The 26,142-nt window shown below is 54.5% G+C and carries 26 protein-coding genes; all 26 read left to right on the top strand.

The window, feature by feature from the left end; genetic code table 11:
• Positions 1 to 33: 33 nt before the first annotated feature.
• The 26 genes from fliF (at position 34) to ACZYUB_RS08240 (ending at position 26,084) form a co-directional block, all read left to right on the top strand.
• Positions 34 to 1,737, top strand: a complete 1,704-nt coding sequence (gene fliF, locus ACZYUB_RS08365; protein ID WP_463947195.1) for a flagellar basal-body MS-ring/collar protein FliF — start codon at positions 34 to 36, stop codon at positions 1,735 to 1,737.
• On the top strand, positions 1,734 to 2,774 hold the full coding sequence (gene fliG, locus ACZYUB_RS08360) for a flagellar motor switch protein FliG (RefSeq protein ID WP_463947052.1): 1,041 nt from the start codon (positions 1,734 to 1,736) through the stop codon (positions 2,772 to 2,774). Before fliF ends, fliG begins: the two co-directional genes overlap by 4 nt.
• A 109-nt stretch (positions 2,775 to 2,883) precedes the next feature.
• Positions 2,884 to 3,693, top strand: a complete 810-nt coding sequence (gene fliH / locus ACZYUB_RS08355) for a flagellar assembly protein FliH (protein WP_463947050.1) — start codon at positions 2,884 to 2,886, stop codon at positions 3,691 to 3,693.
• The gene (fliI, locus tag ACZYUB_RS08350) at positions 3,690 to 5,024 is read left to right on the top strand and encodes a flagellar protein export ATPase FliI (RefSeq protein ID WP_463947048.1); all 1,335 of its coding nucleotides are present in this window, start codon (positions 3,690 to 3,692) and stop codon (positions 5,022 to 5,024) included. The genes fliH and fliI overlap by 4 nt, the downstream gene beginning before the upstream one ends.
• A 79-nt stretch (positions 5,025 to 5,103) precedes the next feature.
• Positions 5,104 to 5,547, top strand: a complete 444-nt coding sequence (gene fliJ, locus ACZYUB_RS08345; protein ID WP_463947047.1) for a flagellar export protein FliJ — start codon at positions 5,104 to 5,106, stop codon at positions 5,545 to 5,547.
• Between the two features lie 107 nt (positions 5,548 to 5,654).
• Entirely contained in the window at positions 5,655 to 7,664 is a 2,010-nt protein-coding gene (locus ACZYUB_RS08340) for a flagellar hook-length control protein FliK (protein ID WP_463947045.1), read from the top strand.
• 64 nt (positions 7,665 to 7,728) lie between these two features.
• Positions 7,729 to 8,262 carry a flagellar basal body-associated protein FliL gene (gene fliL, locus ACZYUB_RS08335; RefSeq protein WP_463947044.1) on the top strand — a complete coding sequence of 178 codons (534 nt, stop codon included), beginning with the start codon at positions 7,729 to 7,731 and terminating at the stop codon, positions 8,260 to 8,262.
• Between the two features lie 7 nt (positions 8,263 to 8,269).
• Entirely contained in the window at positions 8,270 to 9,334 is a 1,065-nt protein-coding gene (fliM, locus tag ACZYUB_RS08330) for a flagellar motor switch protein FliM (RefSeq protein WP_463947043.1), read from the top strand.
• A gap of 20 nt (positions 9,335 to 9,354) precedes the next feature.
• Complete coding sequence (gene fliN, locus ACZYUB_RS08325; RefSeq protein ID WP_463947193.1) at positions 9,355 to 9,720, top strand: flagellar motor switch protein FliN; 366 nt, start codon at positions 9,355 to 9,357, stop codon at positions 9,718 to 9,720.
• On the top strand, positions 9,717 to 10,166 hold the full coding sequence (gene fliO, locus ACZYUB_RS08320) for a flagellar biosynthetic protein FliO (RefSeq protein WP_463947042.1): 450 nt from the start codon (positions 9,717 to 9,719) through the stop codon (positions 10,164 to 10,166). The genes fliN and fliO overlap by 4 nt, the downstream gene beginning before the upstream one ends.
• Entirely contained in the window at positions 10,156 to 10,905 is a 750-nt protein-coding gene (gene fliP / locus ACZYUB_RS08315) for a flagellar type III secretion system pore protein FliP (protein WP_460882114.1), read from the top strand. Before fliO ends, fliP begins: the two co-directional genes overlap by 11 nt.
• Positions 10,902 to 11,171, top strand: coding sequence for a flagellar biosynthesis protein FliQ (gene fliQ / locus ACZYUB_RS08310; RefSeq protein WP_463947040.1), 270 nt, complete (start codon positions 10,902 to 10,904; stop codon positions 11,169 to 11,171). Before fliP ends, fliQ begins: the two co-directional genes overlap by 4 nt.
• Positions 11,168 to 11,956, top strand: coding sequence for a flagellar biosynthetic protein FliR (gene fliR / locus ACZYUB_RS08305; protein WP_463947039.1), 789 nt, complete (start codon positions 11,168 to 11,170; stop codon positions 11,954 to 11,956). Before fliQ ends, fliR begins: the two co-directional genes overlap by 4 nt.
• A gap of 3 nt (positions 11,957 to 11,959) precedes the next feature.
• Complete coding sequence (gene flhB / locus ACZYUB_RS08300; protein ID WP_463947038.1) at positions 11,960 to 13,093, top strand: flagellar biosynthesis protein FlhB; 1,134 nt, start codon at positions 11,960 to 11,962, stop codon at positions 13,091 to 13,093.
• Between the two features lie 114 nt (positions 13,094 to 13,207).
• Positions 13,208 to 15,310 (top strand): flagellar biosynthesis protein FlhA, encoded by a 2,103-nt coding sequence (gene flhA / locus ACZYUB_RS08295; protein ID WP_463947036.1) that lies wholly within the window; start codon positions 13,208 to 13,210, stop codon positions 15,308 to 15,310.
• A gap of 19 nt (positions 15,311 to 15,329) precedes the next feature.
• Complete coding sequence (gene flhF / locus ACZYUB_RS08290; RefSeq protein WP_463947034.1) at positions 15,330 to 16,727, top strand: flagellar biosynthesis protein FlhF; 1,398 nt, start codon at positions 15,330 to 15,332, stop codon at positions 16,725 to 16,727.
• A gap of 1 nt (position 16,728) precedes the next feature.
• The gene (locus ACZYUB_RS08285; protein WP_460882166.1) at positions 16,729 to 17,613 is read left to right on the top strand and encodes a MinD/ParA family ATP-binding protein; all 885 of its coding nucleotides are present in this window, start codon (positions 16,729 to 16,731) and stop codon (positions 17,611 to 17,613) included.
• Positions 17,606 to 18,325: an RNA polymerase sigma factor FliA gene (locus tag ACZYUB_RS08280; RefSeq protein ID WP_463947032.1), complete on the top strand. Its 720-nt coding sequence runs from the start codon at positions 17,606 to 17,608 to the stop codon at positions 18,323 to 18,325. The genes ACZYUB_RS08285 and ACZYUB_RS08280 overlap by 8 nt, the downstream gene beginning before the upstream one ends.
• 124 nt (positions 18,326 to 18,449) lie before the next feature.
• A complete protein-coding gene (cheY, locus tag ACZYUB_RS08275) occupies positions 18,450 to 18,821 on the top strand; it encodes a chemotaxis response regulator CheY (protein ID WP_460882165.1) in 372 nt (123 codons plus the stop codon).
• Between the two features lie 12 nt (positions 18,822 to 18,833).
• Positions 18,834 to 19,574, top strand: a complete 741-nt coding sequence (locus ACZYUB_RS08270; RefSeq protein ID WP_463947031.1) for a protein phosphatase CheZ — start codon at positions 18,834 to 18,836, stop codon at positions 19,572 to 19,574.
• An 11-nt stretch (positions 19,575 to 19,585) separates the two neighbouring features.
• Positions 19,586 to 21,637 (top strand): chemotaxis protein CheA, encoded by a 2,052-nt coding sequence (locus ACZYUB_RS08265; protein WP_463947029.1) that lies wholly within the window; start codon positions 19,586 to 19,588, stop codon positions 21,635 to 21,637.
• A 20-nt stretch (positions 21,638 to 21,657) separates the two neighbouring features.
• Positions 21,658 to 22,818, top strand: coding sequence for a protein-glutamate methylesterase/protein-glutamine glutaminase (locus ACZYUB_RS08260; protein WP_463947027.1), 1,161 nt, complete (start codon positions 21,658 to 21,660; stop codon positions 22,816 to 22,818).
• Between the two features lie 2 nt (positions 22,819 to 22,820).
• Positions 22,821 to 23,558, top strand: a complete 738-nt coding sequence (locus ACZYUB_RS08255; protein WP_463947026.1) for a flagellar motor protein — start codon at positions 22,821 to 22,823, stop codon at positions 23,556 to 23,558.
• Between the two features lie 3 nt (positions 23,559 to 23,561).
• On the top strand, positions 23,562 to 24,584 hold the full coding sequence (locus ACZYUB_RS08250) for a flagellar motor protein MotB (RefSeq protein WP_463947025.1): 1,023 nt from the start codon (positions 23,562 to 23,564) through the stop codon (positions 24,582 to 24,584).
• 4 nt (positions 24,585 to 24,588) lie between these two features.
• On the top strand, positions 24,589 to 25,368 hold the full coding sequence (locus ACZYUB_RS08245) for a ParA family protein (protein WP_463947024.1): 780 nt from the start codon (positions 24,589 to 24,591) through the stop codon (positions 25,366 to 25,368).
• Positions 25,365 to 26,084 carry a chemotaxis protein CheW gene (locus ACZYUB_RS08240; protein WP_463947023.1) on the top strand — a complete coding sequence of 240 codons (720 nt, stop codon included), beginning with the start codon at positions 25,365 to 25,367 and terminating at the stop codon, positions 26,082 to 26,084. Before ACZYUB_RS08245 ends, ACZYUB_RS08240 begins: the two co-directional genes overlap by 4 nt.
• Positions 26,085 to 26,142: the final 58 nt, after the last annotated feature.

Below are 26,142 nucleotides of genomic sequence, written 5' to 3'. Positions count from 1 at the left end.
TAGAAAATGGCTGACGACAAGCGCAATCAATTGATGGTAGCCGGCGGGGATCCGCTGATGGGGGCCGGGGTGGATGACGTGGTCACGACCAAGCCTTCGCCGCTGGCGTTCATGGGTAATGTCGATATTTTGCGTCAAGTCACCCTGATCCTGGGGTTGGCCATCTGTCTGGCCATTGCCGTTTTCATCCTGCTGTGGGGTAAAGAGCCGGAGATGCGCCCCCTGGGGCAGTTCACCACCGAAGAGCTGGTGAAAACCCTGGATTTTCTGGATCAGAAGCAGCTGAATTACAAGGTAGAGGGTAATTCGGTACTGGTCACCGCCGACGATTATTCCAACATCGTCTTGCAACTCAAGCGCGAGGGCTTAGCCCAACCGGAGTTGCCTACCGGTGATTCCTTATTGCTCAAAGATAGTGGCTTTGGCGTCAGTCAGCGCCTGGAAGGTGAACGGCTCAAGTACAGCCGGGAACAACAACTGGCTCGTGCCATCGAGCAGTACCGCAATATCAGTAAGGCCACCGTCCTGCTGGCTATTCCCAAAGACAACGTCTTTGCGCGCAACGAACGCAAACCCAGTGCCACCGTCGTGGTGGCTCTCGGTTCCAGTGGCGCCTTGGGGCAGGAAGAGGTGGATGCAATTGTGGATACCGTCGCCTCCGCCGTTCATGGGCTCGAACCCAGTCGCGTGACGGTGACCGATCAGAATGGCCGTCTGCTCAACTCCGGCTCTCAGGATGCGGCTTCATCCCGGGCGCGCAAAGAGTTCGAGATGCAGCAGAAAAAAGAGCTGGAATACAAACAGAAGATTGATGCCATCCTGGCGCCGGTGCTGGGGATTGGTAACTACACCGCCGAAGTGGATGTCAGCCTGGACTTCACCCAGGAAGAGGAAACCCGCAAGCGTTTCAATCCGGATTTGCCGGCGGTGCGTTCGGAAGTCACCCTCGAAGAAAACAGCATGGGCGCTGCGGGTAACTCCGGCGTGCCAGGTGCCCTGTCCAATCAGCCCCCTGCTGCCAGCAATATTCCCGAACAAGCGACAGGTGCCGCAGGAGGGCAAGGTGCCGCCAATGGTCGCAGTCGTAAAGAAGCCACCCGGAACTATGAGTTGGATACCACGGTTAGCCATGTGCAACGCGCCATGGGCGGTATTCGCCGCCTGACGGTATCGGTCGGTGTCGATTACAAGAGCGTCACGGCGGCGGATGGCAAGGTGACCCGCGAGCCGCAAACCCAGGCCGAGCTGGACACTATCCGTCGTCTGCTCAAGGGCGGGATCGGCTTTGATGTTAGTCGCGGTGATAATCTGGAAGTGGTCAGCCTCTCCTTCAATCGCCCGGATTTGACCAGCGTTGCGGAAACGCCGTTAGTGGAGCAGAGCTGGTTCTGGCGCGCCATCCGCATTGCCGCTTCCGTGTTGGTGATCATCGTGCTGGTGGTGACCATAGTGCGACCTATGCTGGCCCGACTGCTCTATCCGGATCAAAAACCGGAAGGTCGCGAAGTGGATATGGACAGCTCGGTGGCTTTGGATGGTGATGACGAATTGAGTCTGCTGGCCTCGCAAGCAGACATGCAGGAGCCGATATTCGGGGTGCGCAATGGTCAGTTGGTGTTGCCGGATCTGCATCGGGATGAAGACTTGCTGCGGGCGGTACGCGCCCTGGTGGCCAACGAACCGGATTTGGCGGCTCAAGTGGTCAAGGAATGGGTGATTAGGGAAATGGCAAAATGAGTGAAAAAAATCAGATCACCACAGAACAGCAACAACTCCTGGATGCCATGAGTGGCATGGAGATGGCAGCCGTCTTGATGCTGAGCCTCAATGAGGAGGATGCCGCACAGATCTTCCGTCATCTGGAGCCGAAACAGGTGCAGCGCCTGGGGATGTCGATGGCCTCGATGAAAGATTTCAGCCACGACAAGGTGACGGCGGTGCATCGCCAGTTCATCGAAGATATCCAGAAATTCTCCAATATCGGCATCGGTAGCGAAGACTTCGTGCGCAAAGCCCTGGTGGCGGCGCTGGGGGAAGACAAGGCCGGAAATCTGGTGGATCAGATCATCATGGGCTCCGGCGCCCGAGGTCTGGACTCCCTCAAGTGGATGGATGCTCGCCAGGTGGCCAGCATCATCCAGAACGAACACCCGCAGATCCAGACTATCGTGCTCTCCTATCTGGATCCGGAACAATCGGCCGAGATCATGAGCCAGTTCCCGGAGCAGGTGCGACTGGATTTGATCATGCGGATCGCCAACCTCGAAGAGGTGCAGCCGGCGGCGTTGCAAGAATTGAACGACATCATGGAGAAACAGTTTGCCGGTGCCGCAGGTGCCCAAGCGGCCAAGATGGGTGGCCTGAAGGCGGCGGCCAGCATCATGAACTACCTGGACACCAATGTCGAAGGCCAGTTGATGGATGCCATCCGCGATTCCGACGAAGAGATGAGCCAGCAGATCCAGGATTTGATGTTCGTGTTCGAAAACCTCATCGATGTCGACGATCGGGGCATTCAGGCCTTGCTGCGCGAGGTGCCGGGCGAGCTGCTGCAAAAAGCGCTCAAGGGTGCCGACGATCAGCTCAAAGAAAAAGTATTCAAGAATATGTCCAAGCGTGCCGCCGAAATGCTGGGCGAAGATCTGGCGGCCATGGGGCCGGTACGGGTCAGCGATGTGGAAGCGGCCCAAAAAGAGATCCTCTCGATTGCTCGCCGTCTGGCCGATGCTGGCGAAATCATGCTCGGTTCCGGTGGTGGCGACGACTTTGTCTAACTCAGACAACGGGGGATGGCCATATCATTCCCTGGTGCTCCGTGGGACTATGATCGGCACAGGGTGCATGTAGCTAGGCGTCTAATCGATGACAGGCAGGAGTAGCAAGGTGAATCCGAAGCAGCCAAGACCCCAGGAACAGCATGAACAGCCCGCGGGCGAGGCGTTTACCGCCTGGGACTGGCCCATGATGGAGACTGCCGCTCAGGCGCCGGAAAGTAATGCGCTAGGATACGCCGCGGGTTGGTACCAGAGTGAACAGGCTCCAGTCGAACCGGAGGCTGAGGCCGAGCCTGAACAGCAGCCGCTGACGCTCGAAGAGATAGAAGCCGTGCGGCAGGCCGCCTATGAGGATGGGTTTGCCGAGGGACGAGAGGCTGGCTTGGCTCAGGGTCTGGAAGAGGGGCGCTTGCAGGGACTGCAAGAGGGTCACACCGAGGGGCTGGCGCAAGGGCAAGCCGACGGTTTGGCTCTGGGTCAGGATCTGATTGAACAGCAAGTCGCCCACTGGCAGCAACTCAGTGCCCAGCTGGTGCAGCCGCTGGCTCAGGTCAACGCCCAGGTGGAGCAGCAGTTGGTCTGGCTGGCATTACGCTTGGCCAAGAGCCTCATCCGCCATGAGGCCCATACCTCGTCCGATCTCTTGTTAAGCTCGCTCAAAGAAGCGATCGCGCTGTTGCCTTGTGCCGAAGAGGGCATCACTCTGACCCTGCATCCCGAGGATGTCGCGCTTATTCGCAATGCCTACGGCGAGGAAGAGTGCCAACGTCGCGGTTGGACCTTGCTGGCGGAGCCGGCGCTGCAACGGGGCGATCTTCAACTGGCCAGCCGCACTTCGAGCATCGACTGGATGCTGGAGGAGCGTATCGAGAATCTGCTGCGTAACTTCCTGCGGACCAACCTGGATCGGCAGCCATGAGCCTGCTGACGCGTCTTGGCGCCTATCAGGTGAGTGAGACCGCGACCCGTCCCAGCGTTGCCGGAAAATTGACGCGGGTGGTCGGATTGACGTTGGAAGCGATTGGCTGCCGTGCCGCTGTCGGCTCCTTGTGCCGCATCGAAACCCTGGATGGTTATCTGGAAGCGGAAATTGTCGGTTTTTCCGGCGATAAACTCTATTTGATGCCCAGTGAGCAGCTCAAGGGAGTCATCCCCGGCGCCAAGGTGACGCCCATCAGCGACGAGCACGGTATTCCGGTTGGTATGTCTTTGCTCGGGCGGGTGATCGACGGGGTTGGTGAGCCGCTGGATAGCCTGGGACCGATTTTGACCGCCGACTCGGCGCGCCTGGTCAATCGTCGACTCAATCCTCTGGCGCGCAAGCCGATCCATCAGCCGATGGACGTCGGGGTTCGCGCCATCAATGCCATGCTCACCGTCGGCCAAGGCCAGCGGATGGGATTATTTGCCGGCTCCGGGGTCGGTAAGTCGGTGTTGCTGGGGATGATGACGCGAGGTACCACCGCCGATGTGGTCGTGGTGGGACTGATTGGTGAACGGGGTCGTGAAGTTAAAGAGTTCATCGAGGAAATTCTTGGTGTCGAAGGCCGCGCCCGCTCTGTCGTGGTGGCGGCTCCTGCCGATGCCTCACCCTTGATGCGTCTCAAGGGCTGTGAAACTGCCTTGACCATTGCCGAATATTTTCGCGATCAGGGGCTCAATGTGCTGTTGTTGATGGATTCCCTGACCCGCTATGCCCAGGCACAACGGGAAATTGCCCTGGCGATTGGCGAGCCGCCAGCGACCAAGGGCTACCCGCCCTCGGTGTTTGCCAAATTACCGGCGCTGGTGGAGCGCGCGGGCAACGGCGCCGAAGGGCAAGGTTCGATTACCGCATTTTTCACCGTGTTAACTGAAGGCGATGATCTGCAAGATCCCATCGCCGATGCCTCTCGAGCCATTCTCGATGGCCATATCGTACTGTCTCGGGAGCTGGCTGACAGTGGGCATTACCCGGCGATCGATGTGGAAAAATCCATCAGTCGGGTCATGCCGATGGTGACCTCCGAAGAGCATATGTTGATGGCGCGCACGCTCAAGCAGTGCTACTCCCTGTATCAACAGAACCGCGATCTCATCACCATTGGTGCCTATCAGCGCGGCGCCGACCCGCGCCTGGATCAGGCCATTGCCATTCGACCATTACTGGACCAATTCTTGCAGCAAAAAATGAAAGAGGTGGTGCCTTATGACGACTGCCTGCAGATGCTGCAACAGGTTGCCATGACGCTGGTGCGTGGCAATCATTAAGCTCGGCAGTCACGGAGTCGAGCGTGTCCGCGCTATTTTTTCTTTCGTTTGATGTGTGCTGTGATGCACCGAGGTCACCATGAGCAGAGCCATACAACTATTGGTGGATCGTCTAGTCGAAGCCGAAGATCGGGCCTCGCGGATCCTGGCGTTGGCCCAGCAGGATCAGATGCGCTACGAGAGTCAGCTCGAGGCTCTGAATCAGTACCGGGAAAACTACAGCGGCCAGCTGACGGAGCGCGGCAGTCAAGGGCTCAATGGCTTGCAGTTTGGACACTATCAGGCCTTCATCAACAAACTGGACCATGCCGCCACCCAGCAGTTAGAGGGATTACGCCAAGTGCGGCAGGCAACAGAAAATCGCCGTAAGGAGTGGTTGGAACTGCAGCAGCAACGTAAGGCGCTGGAAATGTTGCTGGAGCGCAAGGCCGCCAAGGAAGCCATCAAGCAGGCGCGGCAAGAGCAAAAATTGCTCGATGAGTTTGCGACCTTTCGTTATTTTCACCGCCAGGCCGAATCCTAGTCGTTTTTGGCCTGAAAATTGCCAGAGATTGGCATCGAATACTCAATTCACGCTGTGCGGGTGTCGGAGAGTGACACTGGCTAGCATGGGATCCAAGGTGGCATGCGATGATGCAGGTAAACAGCAAGATTACCCTAGAGGCACCTCAAGAGAGTCTGGGGGCGCTTTCCCGTCCATCCGCAGCCCAGGGCGAGAATAATTTCTCTGCTGTGCTGGAAGCCAAAACGACGGCCCCTCAGCGGCAATCTGAGGTCTCGAAGTCTGCTCATTCATCCAAAGCTGTTTCTGCTGGCACCTCCCGGGCTGGGGTGAAGCCTCAGGATCCTGGGGTAGCGAGTGCCTCGAATAAGCCTCGAGCTGAAACCAAGTCCAGGCCTGCCGCAGTGGTTGATGGCGCAAGTTCTCCGCGCACAGAGGCCAAGCCACAGGATAAGAGGGCTGTTTCGGCTACCAGCGCCGCAGCTACCAAGGCCGCAGACATTCAAGATGCATCAGCAGCGAGCACGGCCGAGACCGCCCCGGATGCGTTGTCAGAGCTGGAGCGCGCGCGGATCAGCAATCCGAATGCGCAGGATAAAAAAATAGTAAACCTTGTGAGCAGCGACGCCTCGGCATGGCGAGATGCGGATGCCGCTGTGGAGGCGGCGGAGGTCATGGACCCTGCGCTTTTGAGTTCGGAGTTTTTGGAATCTGGCGCTGGATCCGAGCACGTCAAGATAGCGACCGACCCTTTGCAGCCGGAGGCTGAACGTGCATCCGATGCTTCGCCAGACAGCGAGGCGGCGGCTATCGATTTTTTACAGCATCTGCAAAATAGTCTGGCGACCAATACCCAGGTGGTGGTCCCCAAGGCAAATTTGCAGGAGCCCGATTTAGCTGCGCTGATAAGTACGGATCCAACGGCAAGCGGTGAGCCTGCGACCTCGCATGTGGAGTCGAGCGGCAAGTTCTTGCCGCCGCGTGACGTCGTCGCCTCGTCATCGGATGCCTTCTCCTCTGTGGAGTCCAAGCTGACGGAGGAGGGCTTTAGCCAGTGGCTGGATGAGCTGACATTGCCCGCCGAATCGATGTCGAGCCCATCGGAGCCGCCAGCCTCGAGTGACGTAGCAGCGACGAAGACCGAATTGGCGGCTAAGTCCGGACTTCAGGCCTTCACGGCAGCGGCCGTGAAGGGAGAGCGCAATGATGCCGGGAGTGATACCGGTGCTGTGGCCCAACCGTCTGAGCGCGGTGAACACACCTCCGAGTTGGCACAATTAGCGGCGCTCCTGGCCGGTGGTGGTAAACGGGAGGGGGCGAGTCGAGCCTCTGCCCTGGTATCGGAGACGGCGGCTTCGACGCTGGTTCGCGCACCGCTCGAAACGACGGCAGAGCCGACGGCTGAGCAGGCCTTCTCGTTAAACAGCATCTTGTCTTCGCAAACGTCGCAGACGCCACAAGCATCAGCTGTGGAAGCCTCCCGGGATGATCTCAGCCTGCAGGTCAACGTTCAGCCGGACGGTGGGCGTCCGGCATCCGCCGGCAGCACGTTGGATATGCATGCGCTCCTGAGTGGGACTCAAGGCGCGGTCGCGCACCCTGCTGCCACAGCTGCGGCTGCCACATCCGCAGCCGCGGCTCAGGAAACACTATCCCGCAGTCGTGAAACCCCGGTATCTCTTGCGGCAGTTCATCTGGGGCTGCCTCAACAGGCTGCGCCCGAGCTGGCAGCGCGCATGACACTGATGATGGGGCAGAAGTGGCATGAGGCCGAGATCCAGCTTGAGCCGCAGGGACTGGGGAAAATGAGCATCCAATTGTCGATTGATCAGGATCAGACCGCCAATGTCCAGTTCATCGTCCAGCATGGTAGCTCTCGGGAGTTACTGGAGCAGGCGCTGCCCAAACTGCGCGACATGCTGGCCAGCCAAGGCATTCAGCTTGGGCAGACTAACGTGCAGCAGCAGTCCGCTGGTCAACAACAAGATCAGGGACAGTTGGCACAGCAGAGTCAAGGGCAGGGTAATGGTTCATCTTCGCCTTGGCGTCGGGGTGAAAATAGCTTGGGTGAGAGTGTGGATGTACAGAATCTGGTCATCCGCTCGACGGATGCCTCAGGAATTGATTTCTACGCTTGATGCAAACTGCGCCACGCTTATGATGAGTTACAGATCCTGATCAATTAGCCGGAGCACGATATTCATGGCTGAGGAAGAGCAGCTACAACTCAAGCCCCAGGGGGGCAAGAAAAAACTGATCATCATCATAGCCGTTGCACTCATCTTGTTGATTGGCGGCGGTGTCGGTGGCTGGATGATGCTATCCGGTGGTGACGAGAAAAAAGAGGATGCCAAGGCGGAGGGGGAAGGCGGTCACGGTCAGAGCGAAGAGGAAAAGGCTGCCGAGCAGGCCTCCAAAATGGCTCTGTATGTGGTGCTACCTCGCCCCTTTGTCTTCAACGTTGCAGCCAAGCCGCGCTATCGTCTGGTACAGATCAAAGTGGCACTCTTGGTCCGCGGTGCGGCGAATCAAGCCCTGGCCACCCTGCATACCCCGCTGATCGAGGGCGCCATGTTCAAGGTGTTTTCCGCCGCCAGCAGCGAACAACTGGCGACCGTCGAAGGGCGTAACAAATTACGCAGTGATGCCATGGCATCGGTGAGCCAGGCACTGCATGAAGTCACTCAACAAGCCGTGGTCGAGCAGGTTCTGTTTACCGGCTTTGTCATGCAATAGGTGAAACGTGAGCGATCTGTTAACACAGGACGAAATCGATGCCCTGTTACACGGGGTCGATGAAGTAGAAGAAGAGGATGTTGGCCTGGCGGCAGCGCCGGGTGTGATGACCTTTGACTTCTCATCCCAGGATCGGATTGTCCGGGGCCGCATGCCAACTCTTGAGTTGGTCAACGAGCGTTTTGCCCGCCATATGCGGATCAGCCTCTTCAACATGATGCGCCGTACCGCCGAGGTTTCCATCAATGGCGTACAGATGCTGAAGTTCGGCGAATACGTTCATACCCTGTTTGTTCCCACCAGTCTGAACATGGTGCGCTTTCGTCCGCTCAAAGGGACGGCATTGATCACCATGGAGGCCCGGTTAGTCTTCATCCTGGTTGAAAACTTCTTTGGCGGCGATGGTCGCTATCACGCCAAGATCGAGGGGCGGGAGTTTACTCCCACTGAACGACGCATTATCCAGATGCTGCTGAAGCTGGTGTTTGAAGATTACAAGGAGGCCTGGGCTCCGGTCATGGATGTGGAGTTCGAGTATCTGGATTCCGAAGTGAACCCGGCGATGGCCAACATTGTCAGTCCAACGGAAGTGATCGTGGTTAGCTCGTTCCATATCGAGCTGGATGGCGGCGGGGGGGACTTCCATGTCGCCATGCCCTATTCCATGCTGGAGCCGATCCGTGAATTGCTGGATGCGGGGGTACAAAGTGACAAAGGTGATACCGACCTGCGCTGGAGCAAGGCACTGCGGGACGAAATCATGGATGTCCAGGTCGGGCTCTCCACCCGGTTACTGCAGACCGAGGTCTCCTTGCGTCAACTGATGAACTTCAAGGCCGGAGATATAATTCCGGTGACCATGCCGGAGTCGCTGCTGGTCTTTGTTGAAGACCTGCCGACGTTCCGGGCCAAGTTGGGTAGAACCCAAGATAAGGTTGCCATCAAGATTGCCGAGAAGATCAAGCGACCTGATTCGGTCAAAAACGAGATGACGCTGGTCACCCGGGGCGGGATGCGCATCGATGGGGTGGCTGAGCTCGAAGAGCTGGAAAAGAGCATTGAGGAAGAGTAGGAATGGATGATCAGGATTTAATGGCCGATGCCTGGGCTGCGGCTCTGGGTGAACAGGCGGATGCGGAAATCAAACCGGCCAAGTTGGAAGAGTTTGATGAATCGGCACCCATCTCGATGGAAGAGCGACGCAAGCTGGATGCGATTCTGGATATTCCGGTCACCATCACCATGGAAGTGGGGCGGAGCCAAATCAGCATTCGCAACTTGCTGCAATTGAACCAAGGCTCGGTGGTCGAGCTGGATCGGGTTGCCGGGGAGCCGCTGGATGTGCTGGTCAATGGCACCTTGATTGCCCATGGCGAAGTGGTAGTGGTGAACGATAAGTTCGGGATCCGCCTGACCGATGTCATCAGCCAGACCGAACGGATCAAGAAGCTGAAATGAGACAGTATTGTGGGTTCCTGGCCACGCTGGCTACGCCATTGCTTGCCTCTCCGGTCTCAGGAGCAGGAGCGACGGCGGGCAACGCCAATATTATCCAGTGGTTGGTCAGTTGTTTTCTGGTCATCGGTTTGATTTTGTTGCTGGCTTGGCTATTGAAAAAAAGCCGGTTGATGCCGAATCAGGCTCAGAGTCAGTTACGGGTGCTGAGTGTCCTCTCATTGGGAACCCGTGAAAAGTTGCTGGTGGTCAAGGTGGGTAGCGAGCAATTGGTGCTGGGTATGACGCCAGCGAATATCTCCTTGCTGTGCAAGTTGGAGACGCCACTCAACGAGCAGGGGCTGGTGCCGCCTTTTGCCGCTCAGTTGGCCAAACTGATGAAGCCGGGAACGACTGCGGCGGTGGATGCAACCGCCGATAGCCAAACCGGGGGCCAGCATGAAAGGTAACTGGTATTGGTTGTTGCTCTGTCTCGTGGCTCCTTCGTTGTGGGCGCAGACCGGCGGCTTGTCGGCCGTGACCATCACGACCAATCCGGATGGTTCCCAAGAGTACAGCTTGACCCTGCAGATCTTGGCCTTGATGACGGCGCTGACCTTTTTGCCGTCGATCGTCATCATGATGACTTCGTTTACCCGGATCATCGTCGTGCTGTCGATTTTGCGGCAAGCCATCGGCTTACAGCAGAGCCCATCGAACCAGATCCTGATCGGTTTATCGTTGTTTCTGACCCTGTTTATCATGGCACCGGTTTTCGATCGGATTAATGCCGAGGCGCTGCAGCCTTATCTGAATGAACAGATCTCATCCCGCGAGGCATTTGATACGGCGCAGGTTCCACTTCATCAGTTTATGCTGGGACAGACCCGAATCAAGGATCTGAACAGCTTCATGGAATTTGCCAACGTTCATGTGGATAAACCGGAGCAGGTGCCGATGCGGGTGCTGATCCCGGCATTTATGATCAGTGAATTGAAGACTGCCTTCCAGATTGGCTTCATGATCTTCCTGCCGTTCCTGGTTATCGATCTGGTGGTTGCCAGTATCCTGATGGCGATGGGGATGATGATGCTGTCGCCCATGCTGATCTCGTTGCCTTTCAAGCTGATGCTGTTTGTGTTGGTCGATGGTTGGACCCTGATCATGGGATCGTTGATCAACAGCTTTGGGGTCGGGGGTGGGGGATGAACCCCGAAGCCTTTGTCGATGTCTTTCGCGAATCGTTAGGCATCGTCAGTCTGCTGGTCTGTGCGGCCATACTGCCGAGTCTGTTCATTGGCTTGATTGTCTCTATTTTCCAGGCGGCCACCTCAATTAACGAACAGACCCTGAGTTTTTTACCCCGTCTGCTGGTTACTCTGGCCGCACTGGCGCTGGGCGCGCACTGGGGTTTGCAGATCTTGCTGGATTTTTTCACCATGATCATCGAGCAAATTCCTGAGGTGCTGGGGTGAATTATCCGGCGGATATGGTGATGGCATGGATAGCTTCCTATGCCTGGCCCTATGCCCGTCTTTCCGCGATGCTGATGACCATGTTAGTCCTCGGCTCTCAGACTGTTCCCATCATGATCCGCGCCAAACTGGCACTGGTGATTACCGTGGCGATGGCGCCGCTGTTGCCGGCCATGCCGGCGGTCGAGTTGTTCAGCATCACGGGGATGATGATCACCGCGCAACAGGTGTTGGTCGGGATTGCCATCGGTCTGGCCTCGCAATTCTTGATCCAGACGTTCATCATGGCCGGGCAGATCATCGCCATGCAAACCAGCCTCGGCTTTGCCTCTATGGTCGATCCTATCAACGGCGGTTCGACACCGGTTGTTGGTCAGTTCTACTTGATGTTGGGCACCCTGATTTTTTTCGCTATCGATGGTCACCTGACTATGTTGCATTTGCTGCAGCTGAGTTTTACCACCTTACCTGTAGCGGTCAGCGGGATCAGCATCGAGGGTTATCAGATGCTGGCGGCGTTTTTAGGTGTGATGTTCGAGATGTGTCTTTCGGTCTCTCTGGCCGCCATTGTCGCCATGCTGCTGATCAATTTTGCCTTTGGTGTCATGACGCGTGCCGCGCCACAGCTGAATATTTTCAGCATGGGCTTTGCGATCAGTATGATCTGTGGCTTGTTGGTGATCTGGGTGTCATTGGGGGGCTTCATGGAGCACTTCTTGCAGCATTGGCAGCAAGTGGAGTCGCTGATTTGTGACGTGATCCAGACTCAATGCGTGGAGGGATAGGCCATGGCCGAGTCGGATGGTCAGGAAAAAACAGAGGAACCCACAGGGCGAAAACTAGACCAGGCCAAGGAGAAGGGCCAGGTTCCCCGATCCAAAGAGCTGGGGACGGCGGTTGTGCTGCTGGCCGGGGTCATCGGTTTATCGACCGTCGCCAAGTCACTGGGGCAAGCCTTGCTCGATGTGTTTCACCGCAATTTTTCCTTCACCCGTGAACAGGTCTTCGATCCGTTTACCATGATCCCCGCCCTGGGCGCCGACATTGGGGATCTGATTGTGCCGCTGATCATGCTGTTTGCCATCGTCTTGTTGGCGGCGTTGGTGGGCAACTTGTTGCTAGGCGGCGTGAATGTCAGCAGCGAAGCCATGATGCCGAAGATGAGCAAGCTCAGCCCCATGGCGGGCTTCAAACGTATGTTCGGTATGCAGAGCTGGGTCGAACTCATCAAGTCCATTGCCAAAGTCCTCTTTATTGGTCTGCTCTCCTGGTCATTGATCATGGGGCAGTTGCCGCACATTCTGGATTTAAGCCAGCGTCAATTTCCGTTTGCCATCTATGACGCACTGGAGCTTTGCCTATGGGTTGCTGTCGGGATTTGCTGTGCGTTGCTGCCTATTGTGGCGATTGATGTCCCTTTCCAGATGTGGAATCACAATAAACAACTGCGCATGAGTAAGCAGGAAATCAAGGATGAATATAAGGACTCGGAAGGGAAGCCCGAGGTCAAGGGACGCTTGCGTCGTCTGCAGTATGAGATGGCCAATCGCCGCATGATGGCGGAGGTGCCTCAAGCCGATGTGGTGGTCACCAACCCGACGCACTACGCCGTGGCTCTCAAATATGAACGCGATAAACCGGGCGCGGCGCCCATTGTGTTGGCCAAGGGCGTGGATGAGGTGGCGATGAAGATCCGGGAGATTGCCCGGGAGTGCGGGGTGACTAGCGTGGCCTCACCGGCTTTGGCTCGAGCCATCTACCATACCACCAAGCTCAACAAGCAGATCCCCGATGGCCTATTCGTTGCGGTTGCCCAGGTACTGGCCTATGTGTATCAATTACAGGCCTACAAACAGGGTCGAGCCGCCCCACCGCGTAAATTGGCCGATGAGCTGCCGATCCCTGATGAGTTAAGGTATTGACATTTTTTTGACGTTAACCGGCTAGCATTATTTATCATAATAAAAATCAAATGGTTAATCGGTGGCTTGTTTTTTGCTAGTCTAGGTTAACGCCATATTATTCGACAGACTGCCATGGAAATGAGAGCCACCTTCGCCTCGCTGGGTCAATATCGCCATCTGCTGAACCGTGGTATGGGTACCCCGTTGCTGGTCTTGGCCAGCCTCGGCATGGTCGTGCTACCCATGCCGACCTTCCTGCTGGATGTGTTGTTTACCTTCAACATTGCCCTGTCGTTGGTGGTGTTGCTGGTTGCGGTTTATTCCCGTCGGCCGCTCGATTTCGCAGCCTTTCCGACGATCCTGCTGGTGGCCACTTTGTTGCGTCTGGCCTTGAATGTGGCATCGACTCGAGTCGTGCTGCTGGAGGGGCATAACGGTTCTGCGGCTGCCGGTCATGTCATCGAAGCCTTCGGTAATGTGGTTATCGGTGGCAACTATGCGGTCGGTCTTATAGTTTTTATCATCTTGATGATCATCAACTTTGTAGTCGTCACCAAGGGTGCTGGCCGTATTTCCGAAGTAAGTGCGCGCTTTACTCTGGATGCGATGCCCGGTAAGCAGATGGCGATCGATGCTGACTTGAATGCGGGCCTGATCAATCAGGATGAAGCGAAAAAACGGCGTCAGGAAGTGACCATGGAAGCCGACTTCTACGGCTCCATGGATGGTGCATCCAAGTTCGTCAAGGGGGATGCCGTGGCCGGTATCCTCATCCTGTTTATCAACATCATCGGTGGTTTCATCATCGGTATGGCTCAGCACGGACTGGGCTTTAGCGACGCCGCTGCTATCTATACCTTGTTGACCATCGGTGATGGTTTGGTTGCCCAGATCCCGTCGTTACTGCTTTCCATCGCGGCGGCGATCATCGTGACCCGGCAGAATACTGACCAGGACATGGGGCAGGTGGTGCTCAACCAGATGTTTGAAGAGCCCAAGGCGCTGATCATTGCCTCTGCGGTGCTGATCATCATGGGCCTGGTTCCCGGCATGCCACACCTGGCCTTTTTGTCGTTAGGCTTTCTCGCTGCTTTTGGGGCCTGGTTGATGGTGCGCAAAAGCAAAAAGCGCAAGATGGATGCCGAAACCAAGGCACTGGCTCCGATGGATGATGTCGCCGTACCCGAGCATAAGGATTTGAGCTGGGATGATGTGAGCCCGGTCGATGTGATTGGTCTGGAGGTTGGTTACCGTCTGATCCCCATGGTGGATAGAAGCCAGGGCGGCGAGTTACTGAATCGAATCAAGGGGGTACGCAAGAAGCTGTCCCAAGAGCTGGGTTTCCTGGTGCCCCCCGTTCATATTCGCGACAATCTGGATTTGCAGCCCAATCAGTATCGCATCACGTTGATGGGCGTCAACATGGGCGAGGCCGAGGTCTATCATGATAAAGAGATGGCGATAAACCCGGGCCAGGTCTTTGGTGCGGTGCAGGGATTGGAGACCCGGGATCCGGCCTTTGGTCTGGATGCGGTCTGGATTGCCCGTGAGCAGTCTGATCAAGCCCAGAGCCTGGGCTATACAGTGGTGGATGCCTCGACGGTTATTGCTACTCATATGAGTCAGTTGCTGACCAGTCAGGCAGCCCAGCTGCTTGGCCATGAAGAGGTGCAGAATCTGCTGGATATGGTGGCTCGTGCGCAACCCAAACTGGTTGAGGGCTTGATCCCCGGTGTGATGAGCCTGGGAACCTTGGTCAAGGTATTGCAAAACCTGTTGACAGAAGGGGTGCCGGTGCGTGATATGCGTACCGTGCTGCAAACGCTGGTGGAGTACGCTCCGCGCAGTCAGGATCCTGATGTGTTGACTGCCGCTTGTCGCATCGCATTACGGCGTCTGATCGTGCAGGAGATCATCGGTGGTGAATCGGTCATTCCGGTAATCACTCTGGCTCCTGAGCTGGAACGTATTTTGCACCAATCCCTGCAGGCGGGTGGTGCTGAAGGTGCTGGTATCGAGCCTGGGCTGGCGGAGCGGATGCAAAAATCCCTGACTGAAGCCGCACAGCGTCAGGAGCTTGAGGGGCAGGCTGCCGTATTGCTGACCTCGGGCGTCTTACGCAACACATTAGCTCGTTTTGTGAAGAACTCCATTCCTGGATTACGAGTCCTCTCGTACCAGGAAATTCCTGATGATAAACAGATCCGCATCGTCAGTGCAGTCGGGCAACAATAATAAGGAGCTGGAGGTCTAGGTGAAGATAAAGCGGTTTTTTGCCAAGGATATGCGCACGGCTCTGGCTGAGGTCAAAGAGGTCCTCGGCCCGGATGCGGTGATCATGTCCAATAAAAAGGTATCGGGTGGTATCGAGATCGTTGCCGCTGTTGACTACCAGACTCAGATCGCGACGTCGGTTGCCGATCCCGTCCGCGATGTGCGGGATGATAGTGTCAACTTATCGTCGCGTGCGCGCCCTATCGAGCCGTTTACCTCGCAAATTCCAGTTATTAGTCAAAAAACTGACGAGCAAGAGAGTTTCCCGGATAGTCTTTCTGCTTTGTTGGCGCGCCAGCAGCAACTCCAATCCCGTATGCCTTCCGGTTTCAATCGTGATTCAGGTGCGCCGAAAACCTTGGCCGAACAGGCGACATTCGCGGAACCTGCGACGACTCCCCGACGCGGTGCCTCGCGTGCGGCACCGGCTCAAAGCCGAGATAAAGATCTGGATGCCATGCGTACCGAAATAGCTTCCATCCGGAAACTGCTTCAGCACCAACTGTCGGGATTGATGTGGCAGGAGGTTGAGCGGCGCGGGCCGGTTCGGGCGCTGCTCATCAAGCAATTGTGCAAAGGCGGCTTTGAGGAGTCATTTGCCGAACAGCTCGCCGCGAGTGTTCCTGAAAGCGCATCCTTGCACGATGCTTGGCATCTGATGCAAAAAGTGCTGCTGGAACATGTAAAAACCACCGATGACGATATTTTGCGTCACGGTGGCGCTATAGCTTTGCTCGGGCCGACTGGCGTCGGCAAAACCACCACCATAGCTAAACTGGCGGCTCGCTTCGCCATGAAGTATGGCCCGGATCAGGTTGCATTGATCACCACGGACCATTATCGCATCGGCGCTCATGAGCAATTGCAAACCTATGGGCGCATCATGGGCTGTCTTGTTCGGCCGGTTTCCGATGTAGAAGAGTTATCTGCTGCCCTGTATCAATTGCGTAATCGACGCTTGGTGCTGATCGATACGGCCGGGATGGGGCAGCGAGATGTCCGTCTGACCGAGCAACTGGATACCTTGGTGAAAAATGCCAAGGTCCGGATCCGCAACTATCTGGTGTTGCCTGCAACCTCGCAACGTCGGGTCTTGCAAGAGGCCTATGAGCATTTTCGCAGAGTACCGCTCAGCGGCTGTATTCTGACCAAGCTGGATGAAAGCCTGAATTTGGGCGATGTGTTGGGTATGTGCATTCAGAACAATCTGCCCATCAGCTATGTTACCGATGGCCAACGGGTCCCTGAAGATATCAAGGTTGCTGATGCCGGCGAGCTGATTGCCGCGACATTGCAGCAGTTGGAGGCCGATGGTGTTCCGGGCCATTTCTGGGGCCAGGAGAGCGATCGCGCCGACCACATGGAGTTTTATGAATAGCATGAATAATATCAATCTGGATCAAGCTCAGGGTCTGCGGAAGATGCGTCAGAATAATCGCGTCAAGGTCATCACTGTGACTGGTGGTAAGGGCGGTGTTGGCAAGTCGAGTGTGACCTTGAATGTGGCGGTTGCCATGGCCGCACAGGGGAAACGTGTCATGTTGCTCGATGCCGACTTGGGACTGGCCAATATCGACGTCATGCTGGGCTTACGCGTGCAGCGGAACCTATCTCACGTTCTTTCCGGCGAATGCACGCTGGATGACATTATTGTCGAAGGGCCTTATGGCCTGATGATTATTCCGGCGACATCCGGTACCCAGTCGATGGTTGAATTGAAACCAGCAGAACATGCGGGCCTCATTAGAGCCTTTAGTGACATGAAGACGCAAATCGATGTGTTATTGGTCGATACGGCTGCTGGTATCTCTGATATGGTGCTGAGCTTCTCCCGTGCCGCTCAGGATATTATGGTGGTGGTGTGTGATGAACCCACATCTATCACCGATGCCTATGCGCTCATTAAGTTATTGTCGCGGGAGTATGGTGTTTTCCGCTTCAAGGTTGTCGCTAACATGGTGCGTAGCTTGCGTGAAGGGCAGGAGCTGTTCTCGAAATTAACCCGAGTGACGGATCGTTTTTTAGACGCGTCCCTGGAGCTCGTGGCGTGTATTCCCTACGATAACAATGTGCGGCAAGCCGTGAAGAAGCAGAAAGTTATTGTAGATGCGTTCCCCAAATCGCCTGCATCGTTGGCGTTTCGGGCGCTGGCCAATAAGGCTGCAGGCTGGCCGACCCCTCACCAGCCTGGAGGACATCTGGAATTCTTTATCGAAACCCTGCTGCACAAGCCGTCATTAGCTCAGGATACGATTAGTGAATAAAGCCCATGCTTATGCTCGTCATCAGGATCAAAACGCATTGATTGAGCGGCATGCGCAGCTGGTCAAGCGGATTGGATTGCACCTGATGGCCCGTTTGCCAAGCAGCGTTCAGTTAGATGACCTTATTCAGGCTGGCATGATTGGCCTGCTGGAGGCTGCGCGTAACTATGATGGTGGCAAGGGGGCGAGTTTTGAGACCTATGCCGGTATTCGTATTCGCGGCTCCATGATTGATGAAATTCGGCGTGGTGATTGGGTGCCTCGCTCGGTTCATCGCAATACCCGGCGGATTTCCGATGCTATTGGCATCGTTGAACAGCAATGTGGTCGGGACGCCAAAGATGTCGAAATTGCCCAGACCATGGGCGTGTCCCTCGACGAATATCACAACATGTTGAACGAAGCGGCTTATGGCCGTGTCGTCGGTATTGAAGATTTGGGGGTATCCGAGGATGCACTAACGGATGCCTCAGATTCAGAAGATGAAAATAAAACCTTCACCGGTTTTGCTCGAGAACGCTTTCAGCAAGCATTGGCTGAAGGTATTACTCATCTTCCTGAAAGAGAAGCGCTAGTTTTGTCGCTTTACTACGACGAGGAGATGAATCTCAAGGAGATTGGTCAAATTCTCAACGTGAGTGAGTCAAGAATCAGCCAGATCCACAGTCAGGCGATGCATAGATTGCGAGCCAGAATGAAAGATTGGTACTGACCGCACACATGCTTGTCTACACTCATAGGCAAGTGTGATGCATAATAAAAAACAATATCGCTATAAACAGAATGAGTTAGGGCTGTGTTGGGCGGCCACTTAGGAGGATATTTTGGATAAGAACATGAAAATCCTCATTGTTGATGATTTTTCAACAATGCGCCGGATAATCAAAAATTTGCTCCGTGATTTGGGATTTAACAACACCCATGAAGCGGATGATGGTAATACGGCACTGCCCATGTTGAAGAATGGTGACTTCGAGTTTGTGGTAACGGACTGGAATATGCCCGGGATGCAGGGTATCGATCTGTTGAAGGCGATCCGTGCCGATGACAAGTTGAGCCATTTGCCCGTTCTGATGGTGACGGCTGAAGCAAAACGTGAACAGATTATTGAAGCGGCGCAGGCTGGTGTGAACGGCTACATTGTCAAACCATTTACTGCTGCCACCTTGAAAGAAAAACTGGATAAGATTTTCGAACGTATTGGTTAACGGGGTGTCTGTATGAAGTCGAAGGCGCCTCTGATTAGCCTGGAGCAAGCCAGGATGCTCGTGATGTATCTCGAGCAGGGTGAGCAGGCTGCGGCCGATGAGTTGTTGGCCGATATTTGTGCGCCAAATGCGAGTGAAATGTTTGCCAAGATTGGTCAATTGACTCGCCAACTCCATACCTCACTGCACGATTTTCAACTCGATTCCCGCATCCCTGACTTGGCGATGCAAGAAATTCCTGACGCTCGGGAACGCCTCAATTATGTCATTACCATGACAGATAAGGCGGCGAACCGGACTATGGATGCTGTTGACGCCGGTTTGCCATTGGCCAGCCAGCTTAACGAGCGGATCCAGCAGGTGTTGCCAGCATGGAAATTACTCATGACGCGGCAACTTGAGTTGGGGCAGTTTAAGGTGTTGTGCCATCAGCTGGATCTCTTCATCCAACAGTCCGAAATTGACTCCAATCAGTTACGGGATTTGTTAACCGAGATCTTGATGGCTCAAGACTTCCAGGACCTGACTGGGCAGATGATTCGCCGAGTGATTACTCTGGTTCAGGAAGTTGAGTCAAAATTGGTTGAGATGCTGACGTTGTTTGGTGAACCGCTCGCCCAGCAGTCAGAACGCCCTGGCACCATCAATCGGGGAATCGAAGCGGAAGGACCGATTATCAACAAGGAAACACGCACCGACGTGGTTGCTAGTCAGGATGATGTGGACGACTTGTTGTCGAGTTTAGGATTCTGAGGGAGTAAAGAATGGGCTACGAAGTTGATGAGGACATCCTGCAAGACTTTTTGGTCGAAGCATCGGAAATCCTTGAGCAGCTCTCCGAGCAGCTGGTTGACCTGGAAAAGCGTCCCAATGATCGTGAGCTGCTGAATGCCATTTTCCGTGGCTTCCATACGGTCAAGGGTGGTGCTGGATTTCTGTCCCTCTCCGAATTGGTTGATGCGTGCCATGGTGCTGAAAACGTTTTTGATACCTTACGTAACGGTGGACGACAAGTTGACTCCGAGTTGATGGATGTCATCCTGCAAACCCTCGATTCGATCAATGAAATGTTTGCCCGGGTACAAAATCGTGAGGCACTGGAACCAGCAGCGCCTGAATTACTGGATGCTTTGCATCATCTGAGTAAGCCAGCTTCTGCTACTGAATTGGCAGCCAAGAATTCACCCGCAGTCAAACCTGCGGCAGCGCCTGTATCCTCAGGCGGTTCGATTGATGAAATATCCCAAGATGAATTCGATCGGTTGCTCGATGAATTACACGGTACCGGAAAGGTACCGTCCGCTCCGGTTGCATCAGCCCCTGTGACAACAGCAGCCGCCACAGGCGGTGATATCACCGACGACGAATTTGAAGCGTTGCTAGATCAGTTGCATGGTCAAGGTAAGCATGCTGGAAGCCCAGCCGCTGCAACGCCTGCTGCTCCCATGGTGCAGGCGCAGTCCGAAGCGGATGCCTTGATCGATGATGACGAATTTGAACGTCTTCTCGATGAGTTGCATGGCAAAGGCAAGGCTCCGGTTGGTGGAGTAGAGAGCACAGAGGCCCCTAGCGCCGATGATAGCTCAGTCGTTGCTGTCAAAGTTCAGGCTCCAGCCGCATCGCAGCCGGCACAACAGGTTCAGAATGAAACGACGGTTCGTGTCGATACCCGAACTCTGGATGTCATCATGAATATGGTCGGAGAGTTGGTGCTGGTGCGTAATCGTCTGGTGAGCCTGGGGGTTGCCAGTAACGATGAGGAAATGTCAAAAGCCGTGTCCAATCTGGATGTGGTGACTGCTGATTTGCAGGGTGCAGTCATGAAGACCCGAATGCAGCCAATCAAAAAAGTGTTTGGCCGCTTTCCTCGGGTCGTTCGAGATTTGGCGCGTAGTCTGAAAAAAGACATCAATTTGGAGATGGAGGGCGAAGACACGGATTTGGATAAAAATCTGGTCGAGGCCCTGGCGGACCCCATGGTTCACCTGGTGCGTAACTCATGCGACCATGGCATTGAAATGCCAGATGTCCGTGCTGCGGCCGGCAAATCCCGAGTTGGTACCATTCGTCTGAGCGCCTCCCAGGAGGGTGACCATATCCTGCTGCTGATCGAAGACGATGGCGCAGGTATGGACCCTGAGAAACTCAAGTCAATCGCGGTCAGCCGCGGCGTACTGGATCCAGAAGTCGCGAGTCGGATGAGCGATACCGAAGCGTATAATTTGATTTTTGCCCCCGGTTTTTCGACCAAACAGCAGATATCTGACATCTCGGGCCGTGGTGTTGGTATGGATGTGGTGAAAACCAGTATTGCCCAGCTCAATGGTTCGATTCACATCCATTCCGAATTGGGTGTAGGGACTCGCCTCGAGATTAAAGTTCCTTTAACCCTCGCAATTTTGCCGACCTTGATGGTTGAAGTTGGCCAACAAACCTTTGCCCTACCGTTGACCAGCGTCAATGAGATTTTCCATCTGGATCTGACACGGGCCAAGATGGTTGACGGGCAGATGACCATCATAGTCCGGGATAAAGTTATCCCCTTGTTTTATCTTCAAGACTGGCTGGTTCGAGGGGCTAAAAGGAGTCAGGCTCGTCGGGAGCAGGGGCATGTGGTCATCGTACAAATTGGTATCCAGCAGGTCGGGTTTGTCGTCGATAATTTGATAGGCCAAGAAGAAGTTGTCATCAAGCCGCTCGATAAGTTATTGCATGGAACGCCTGGTATGGCCGGTGCGACGATCACCAGTGATGGTGGTATTGCTCTGATATTGGATGTGCCTAATCTGTTGAAGGCTTATGCCCGTCGACGCTGAACATAGAGAACGAAGAACACATGGCAGTTAAGGTATTAGTGGTAGATGATTCCAGCTTCTTCCGTCGCAGAGTCAGCGAAATTATTAATCAAGATCCGTCGCTTGAGGTGATCGATACGGCGCAAAATGGCCGAGAAGCTGTAGACAAGGCTTTGCGTCTACAGCCTGATGTCATCACCATGGATATCGAAATGCCCGTCATGGACGGTATCTCGGCCGTCCGGGAAATCATGGCTAAGTGCCCGACGCCGATCCTGATGTTCTCTTCACTCACTCATGATGGCGCTAAAGCAACTTTGGATGCGCTTGATGCCGGCGCTTTGGATTTTTTGCCCAAGAAATTTGAAGATATAGCCCGGGATAAAGAAGAAGCCATCAAGCTACTGCAACAGCGGGTCAAAGCTATTGCTCGTCGCCGTCTTTTTATGTCGACCCCGCGCCCTGCGCCAACATCCCACCTTTCCACAAGCAGTTCAGCCTCATCTGTGTCAGTGACAGGGCAAGGGGGGGCGCAGTCTCGTGCGTTTTCTTTGGCGACAGAAAGAGCCTCTGCCTCAATCGTATCTACACCAAGTCCGGCACCGGTTCACTTTAAAAAATCAGGTAAGAGCTATCAGCTACTAGCGATCGGAACGTCTACGGGTGGGCCTGTTGCTTTACAGGCTGTGCTGACTCAACTACCGGCCAATTTCCCCTATCCAATCCTGCTGATCCAGCATATGCCAGCCACGTTTACCGCCGCATTCGCCGCGCGTCTCAATGGCCTGTGTCAAATCAGCGTCAAGGAGGCCGAAGATGGTGACTTGCTGCGCCCCGGCGCGGCTTACTTGGCTCCCGGTGGGAAGCAGATGATGCTGGATGGTCGAGGAAGTAGCGCCCGGATCCGGATCATTGAAGGAAATGACAAGGTAAATTATAAGCCTTGTGTCGATATCACCTTCGCATCCTTGGCCAAGAGCCACGCCGACAAGGTGCTGGCGGTTGTTCTGACTGGCATGGGCGCGGATGGCCGTGATGGTGCTCGCTTGCTGAAAGAGCAAGGTTCAACCATCTGGGCTCAGGATGAAGCCAGTTGTGTGGTATATGGCATGCCGCAGGCAGTTGCCAAGGCGGGAATTGCATCAGAATCCCTGCCGCTGGATAAAATTGCGCAGCGAATAATGGTTGAAATAGGGCGCTAAGCATGAGTCTTCTCGGCATTTTTGTAGCAATCGCATTTATCATCGGCGCTAACATTCTTGAAGGCGGGCACCCGAGTGCCATGCTCAACTTGCCTGCATTCCTGATCGTGATCGGCGGTGCTATCGGGGCGGTTATGGTGCAGTTCCCATTTGGTGTGCTGATTGCCTCGCTGAAGCAATGTAAGTGGCTCTTGGCTGGCCCTAAGCTGGATTTGCATGCTCAGTCAGAAATGCTGGAGGGGATGTCGACAACGGCCCGTCAGCAAGGACTGTTAGCGTTGGAGAATCAGGTTGCACAAATTGCAGATCCCTTTACTCGTAATGGCTTGCAGATGATCGTCGATGGGGTGGATAAGGAACAGCTACACCAGTTGCTCGAAAACGAGATCGAGATGGAACAACATGAACTGGAACAATCCGTCAAGGTGTTTGAAGCCCTTGGTGGGTATGCGCCAACCATGGGGATCCTGGGTGCGGTATTGGGTTTGATTCATGCTATGGGCCTGCTCGATCAGCCGGAAAAGCTTGGACCGGCAATTGCGGTTGCATTCGTGGCAACTATCTACGGTGTCGGGTCGGCAAACATACTATTTTTGCCGGTCGCTAACCGTTTCAAAGCCTTTAATCACGAGATTGCGCATTTCAAACTGATGGTTCTCGAGGGGTTATTGTCGATTGCTGGCGGTGAAAATACGATGCAACTCAAGCGACGTCTGCAGGTTTACATCGGGGAAGAGTAAGCCATGGCAAAAAAGAAAAAAGCCGAACCGCCAGAGAATCATGAACGCTGGTTACTTTCCTACGCCGACTTCATGACCTTGCTATTTGCATTGTTTGTGGTGTTGTATGGCTTTGCCATGTCCAAACAGACTGAAGTGAAGGCCTTGGTGCAGGGCTTGATCCAGAGTTTTACCGAAATGGGGTTTGTCACCGCGCGACCAGGCTCCACCGTCCTCGGCGGCAATATGGGGATCCAGCAAAGCAGTGATGGCTCAGACATCAGTGCGGCATCGCCGAATCAGATAGTGTCTATTGTCCAAGCGCCAACCGAAGGGGGCGGTGGCATGCTCGATACCGGCCAGCCGCCGACACAGCAACCCCTTCCGACACAAAATAGTGAGCAAGAGATCAAGGATCAGCTCCCGCTCGATAGCAGCACTAATAACAGTTCTGGCGCTCCGTTTGATGCGTTAAAAAAAGAGTTTAATAAATCGTTAGAGGATCTGATCTCCGCAGGTCTTATCAATATTAAATCCGATGAAAATTGGCTGACCATAGAGCTGAGCTCCGGGCTTATTTTCCCCAGCGGTAGCGCTACGGTTTTACTCAAGGCGAAGCCAATTCTAAAACAAATAGCTAAAACCATAGCGCCATTAAATAACTATGTCCGGGTCCGCGGATATACCGACAACATCAAGATTGGCAACGAACTCTATGCCTCGAATTGGGAGCTTTCAGCATTTCGGGCCATTTCCGTGCTCAAAAGCCTGGATGCGGACGGCATACCGCCGGCCCAATTGGCCATAGAAGCTTACGGTGAGTTTTCTCCTTTTGCGTCCAATACCACGGAGCGAGGGCGAGAAGTGAATCGCAAGGTTGTGATAGCCGTCTCTCGTTTTGCCTATACACCGAAACCCTTGCCCGTTATTGTCGATGAAGCGGCGACCAAACCAGGTGAAAAGCCCCGAGAGCAGAATGTTAACCCGGATAACTATAATGTTATCCAGTTGCCTGATGGCCGATTTAAATTAAAGAGACAGGAATAACGCCTTGATAGTATGGACAATTGCCAATCAGAAGGGTGGCGTAGGAAAGACCACGACTGTCGTTACTCTGGCTGGGCTCCTGGCAAGCCAGAATCAACGAGTTTTGCTGATCGATACCGATCCGCACGCCTCTTTAACCAGTTATCTGGATTATGACTCCGACGTTCTGGATGGAACCTTGTTTGATTTATTTGAGCAAGCCAATCCTGATGCCTCGCAGGTCAAAAACGTCGTACTGAAGACTCGTTTTCATAATATCAGCTTGATGCCAGCCTCCATTGCTTTATCCACTCTGGACCGGACCCTGGGTGATCGGGATGGTATGGGTCTGATTTTGCGCCGAGCCTTACAACATATTAAAGATGATTATGATGTTGTGCTGATCGACTGCCCGCCGGTATTGGGTGTCATGATGGTCAATGCTCTGGCCGCCAGCAGCTGGATTCTGGTTCCTGTACAAACCGAGTTTTTGGCCCTCAAAGGGTTAGAACGGATGATTAAAACCTTTGAAATCATGCAGCATTCCAGTCAATTACCATTTCATTACACCATCATCCCGACCATGTTTGATAAGCGTACCAAAGCATCTGTGCAGAGTTTGGAAACCGTTCGTGAATTGTATGGTCAGCGGGTGTGGGACTCCGTGATCCCCATTGATACTAAATTCCGGGATGCGAGCCATTTGCATGTACCTCCCTCAATTTATGCGCCAGAAAGTCGTGGTAGTCAGGCTTACCTGAGTTTGCTTGGCTATCTGCTGCAACAAGAGGGACGGACATCATGAATCAGGGATCCCAGTTCAAAGCGATGGATAGCTACTTCCAGTCGCTGCTCTCCGAAACTGTTGTCGAGCCCTTGGCCCCTCAGCCTGAATTAGCCCAGCCATTGAGCACACCGGCACCTTTTGCTGAACCCGTGATCGAACAACAGACTCGTCTGGCCGATCTTTTGGCTCAGGTCGAGCCGTTGACGGAAAGCCAACGCTCGGCTCAATCGGTCGAGCAAGTGAAAGTTCAAGCGCGGAGACCCCAGCCCCCCGCGCCTCCGGTGTGGAAAAACATTGAGCCGGGCAAAGAGTTTCAGGCGCTATTTTTTGTGGTCTCTGGCGTGACGTTCGCCGTGCCACTGACTGAATTGGGCGGGATCCACCAAATTACCAAGATCAATACCCTGTTTGGTAAACCAGACTGGTTTGCTGGTGTCATGACGCAACGGGAGTCTCAACTCAATGTGGTGGATACCACCCGCTGGATCATGCCTGAACGGACGGCGAACGAGCCATATGAATATCTCGTTATGCTGGGTAATAGCCAATGGGGATTGGCATGCCACCAATTGAATGGTACCGAGCTGCTGCAGGACTCCCGGATCCAATGGCGGAGCAGTGCTGGCAAACGTCCTTGGTTGGCGGGTATGGTAAAAGACAAAATGTGTGCCTTACTTCATGTACAGGAGCTTTTGGCTTTATTAGTGAAGGGAGTGAATATTGATGGTTGCTAACATCGCTCTCGTTCGAGTTTGTTGCTAATTTTGTTTCATGACGCCCGATATAAGGAAT

The organism is Pseudaeromonas sp. HNCC25DJ182 (assembly GCF_055413365.1).
This window is presented reverse-complemented; position numbering and strand designations above follow the sequence as displayed.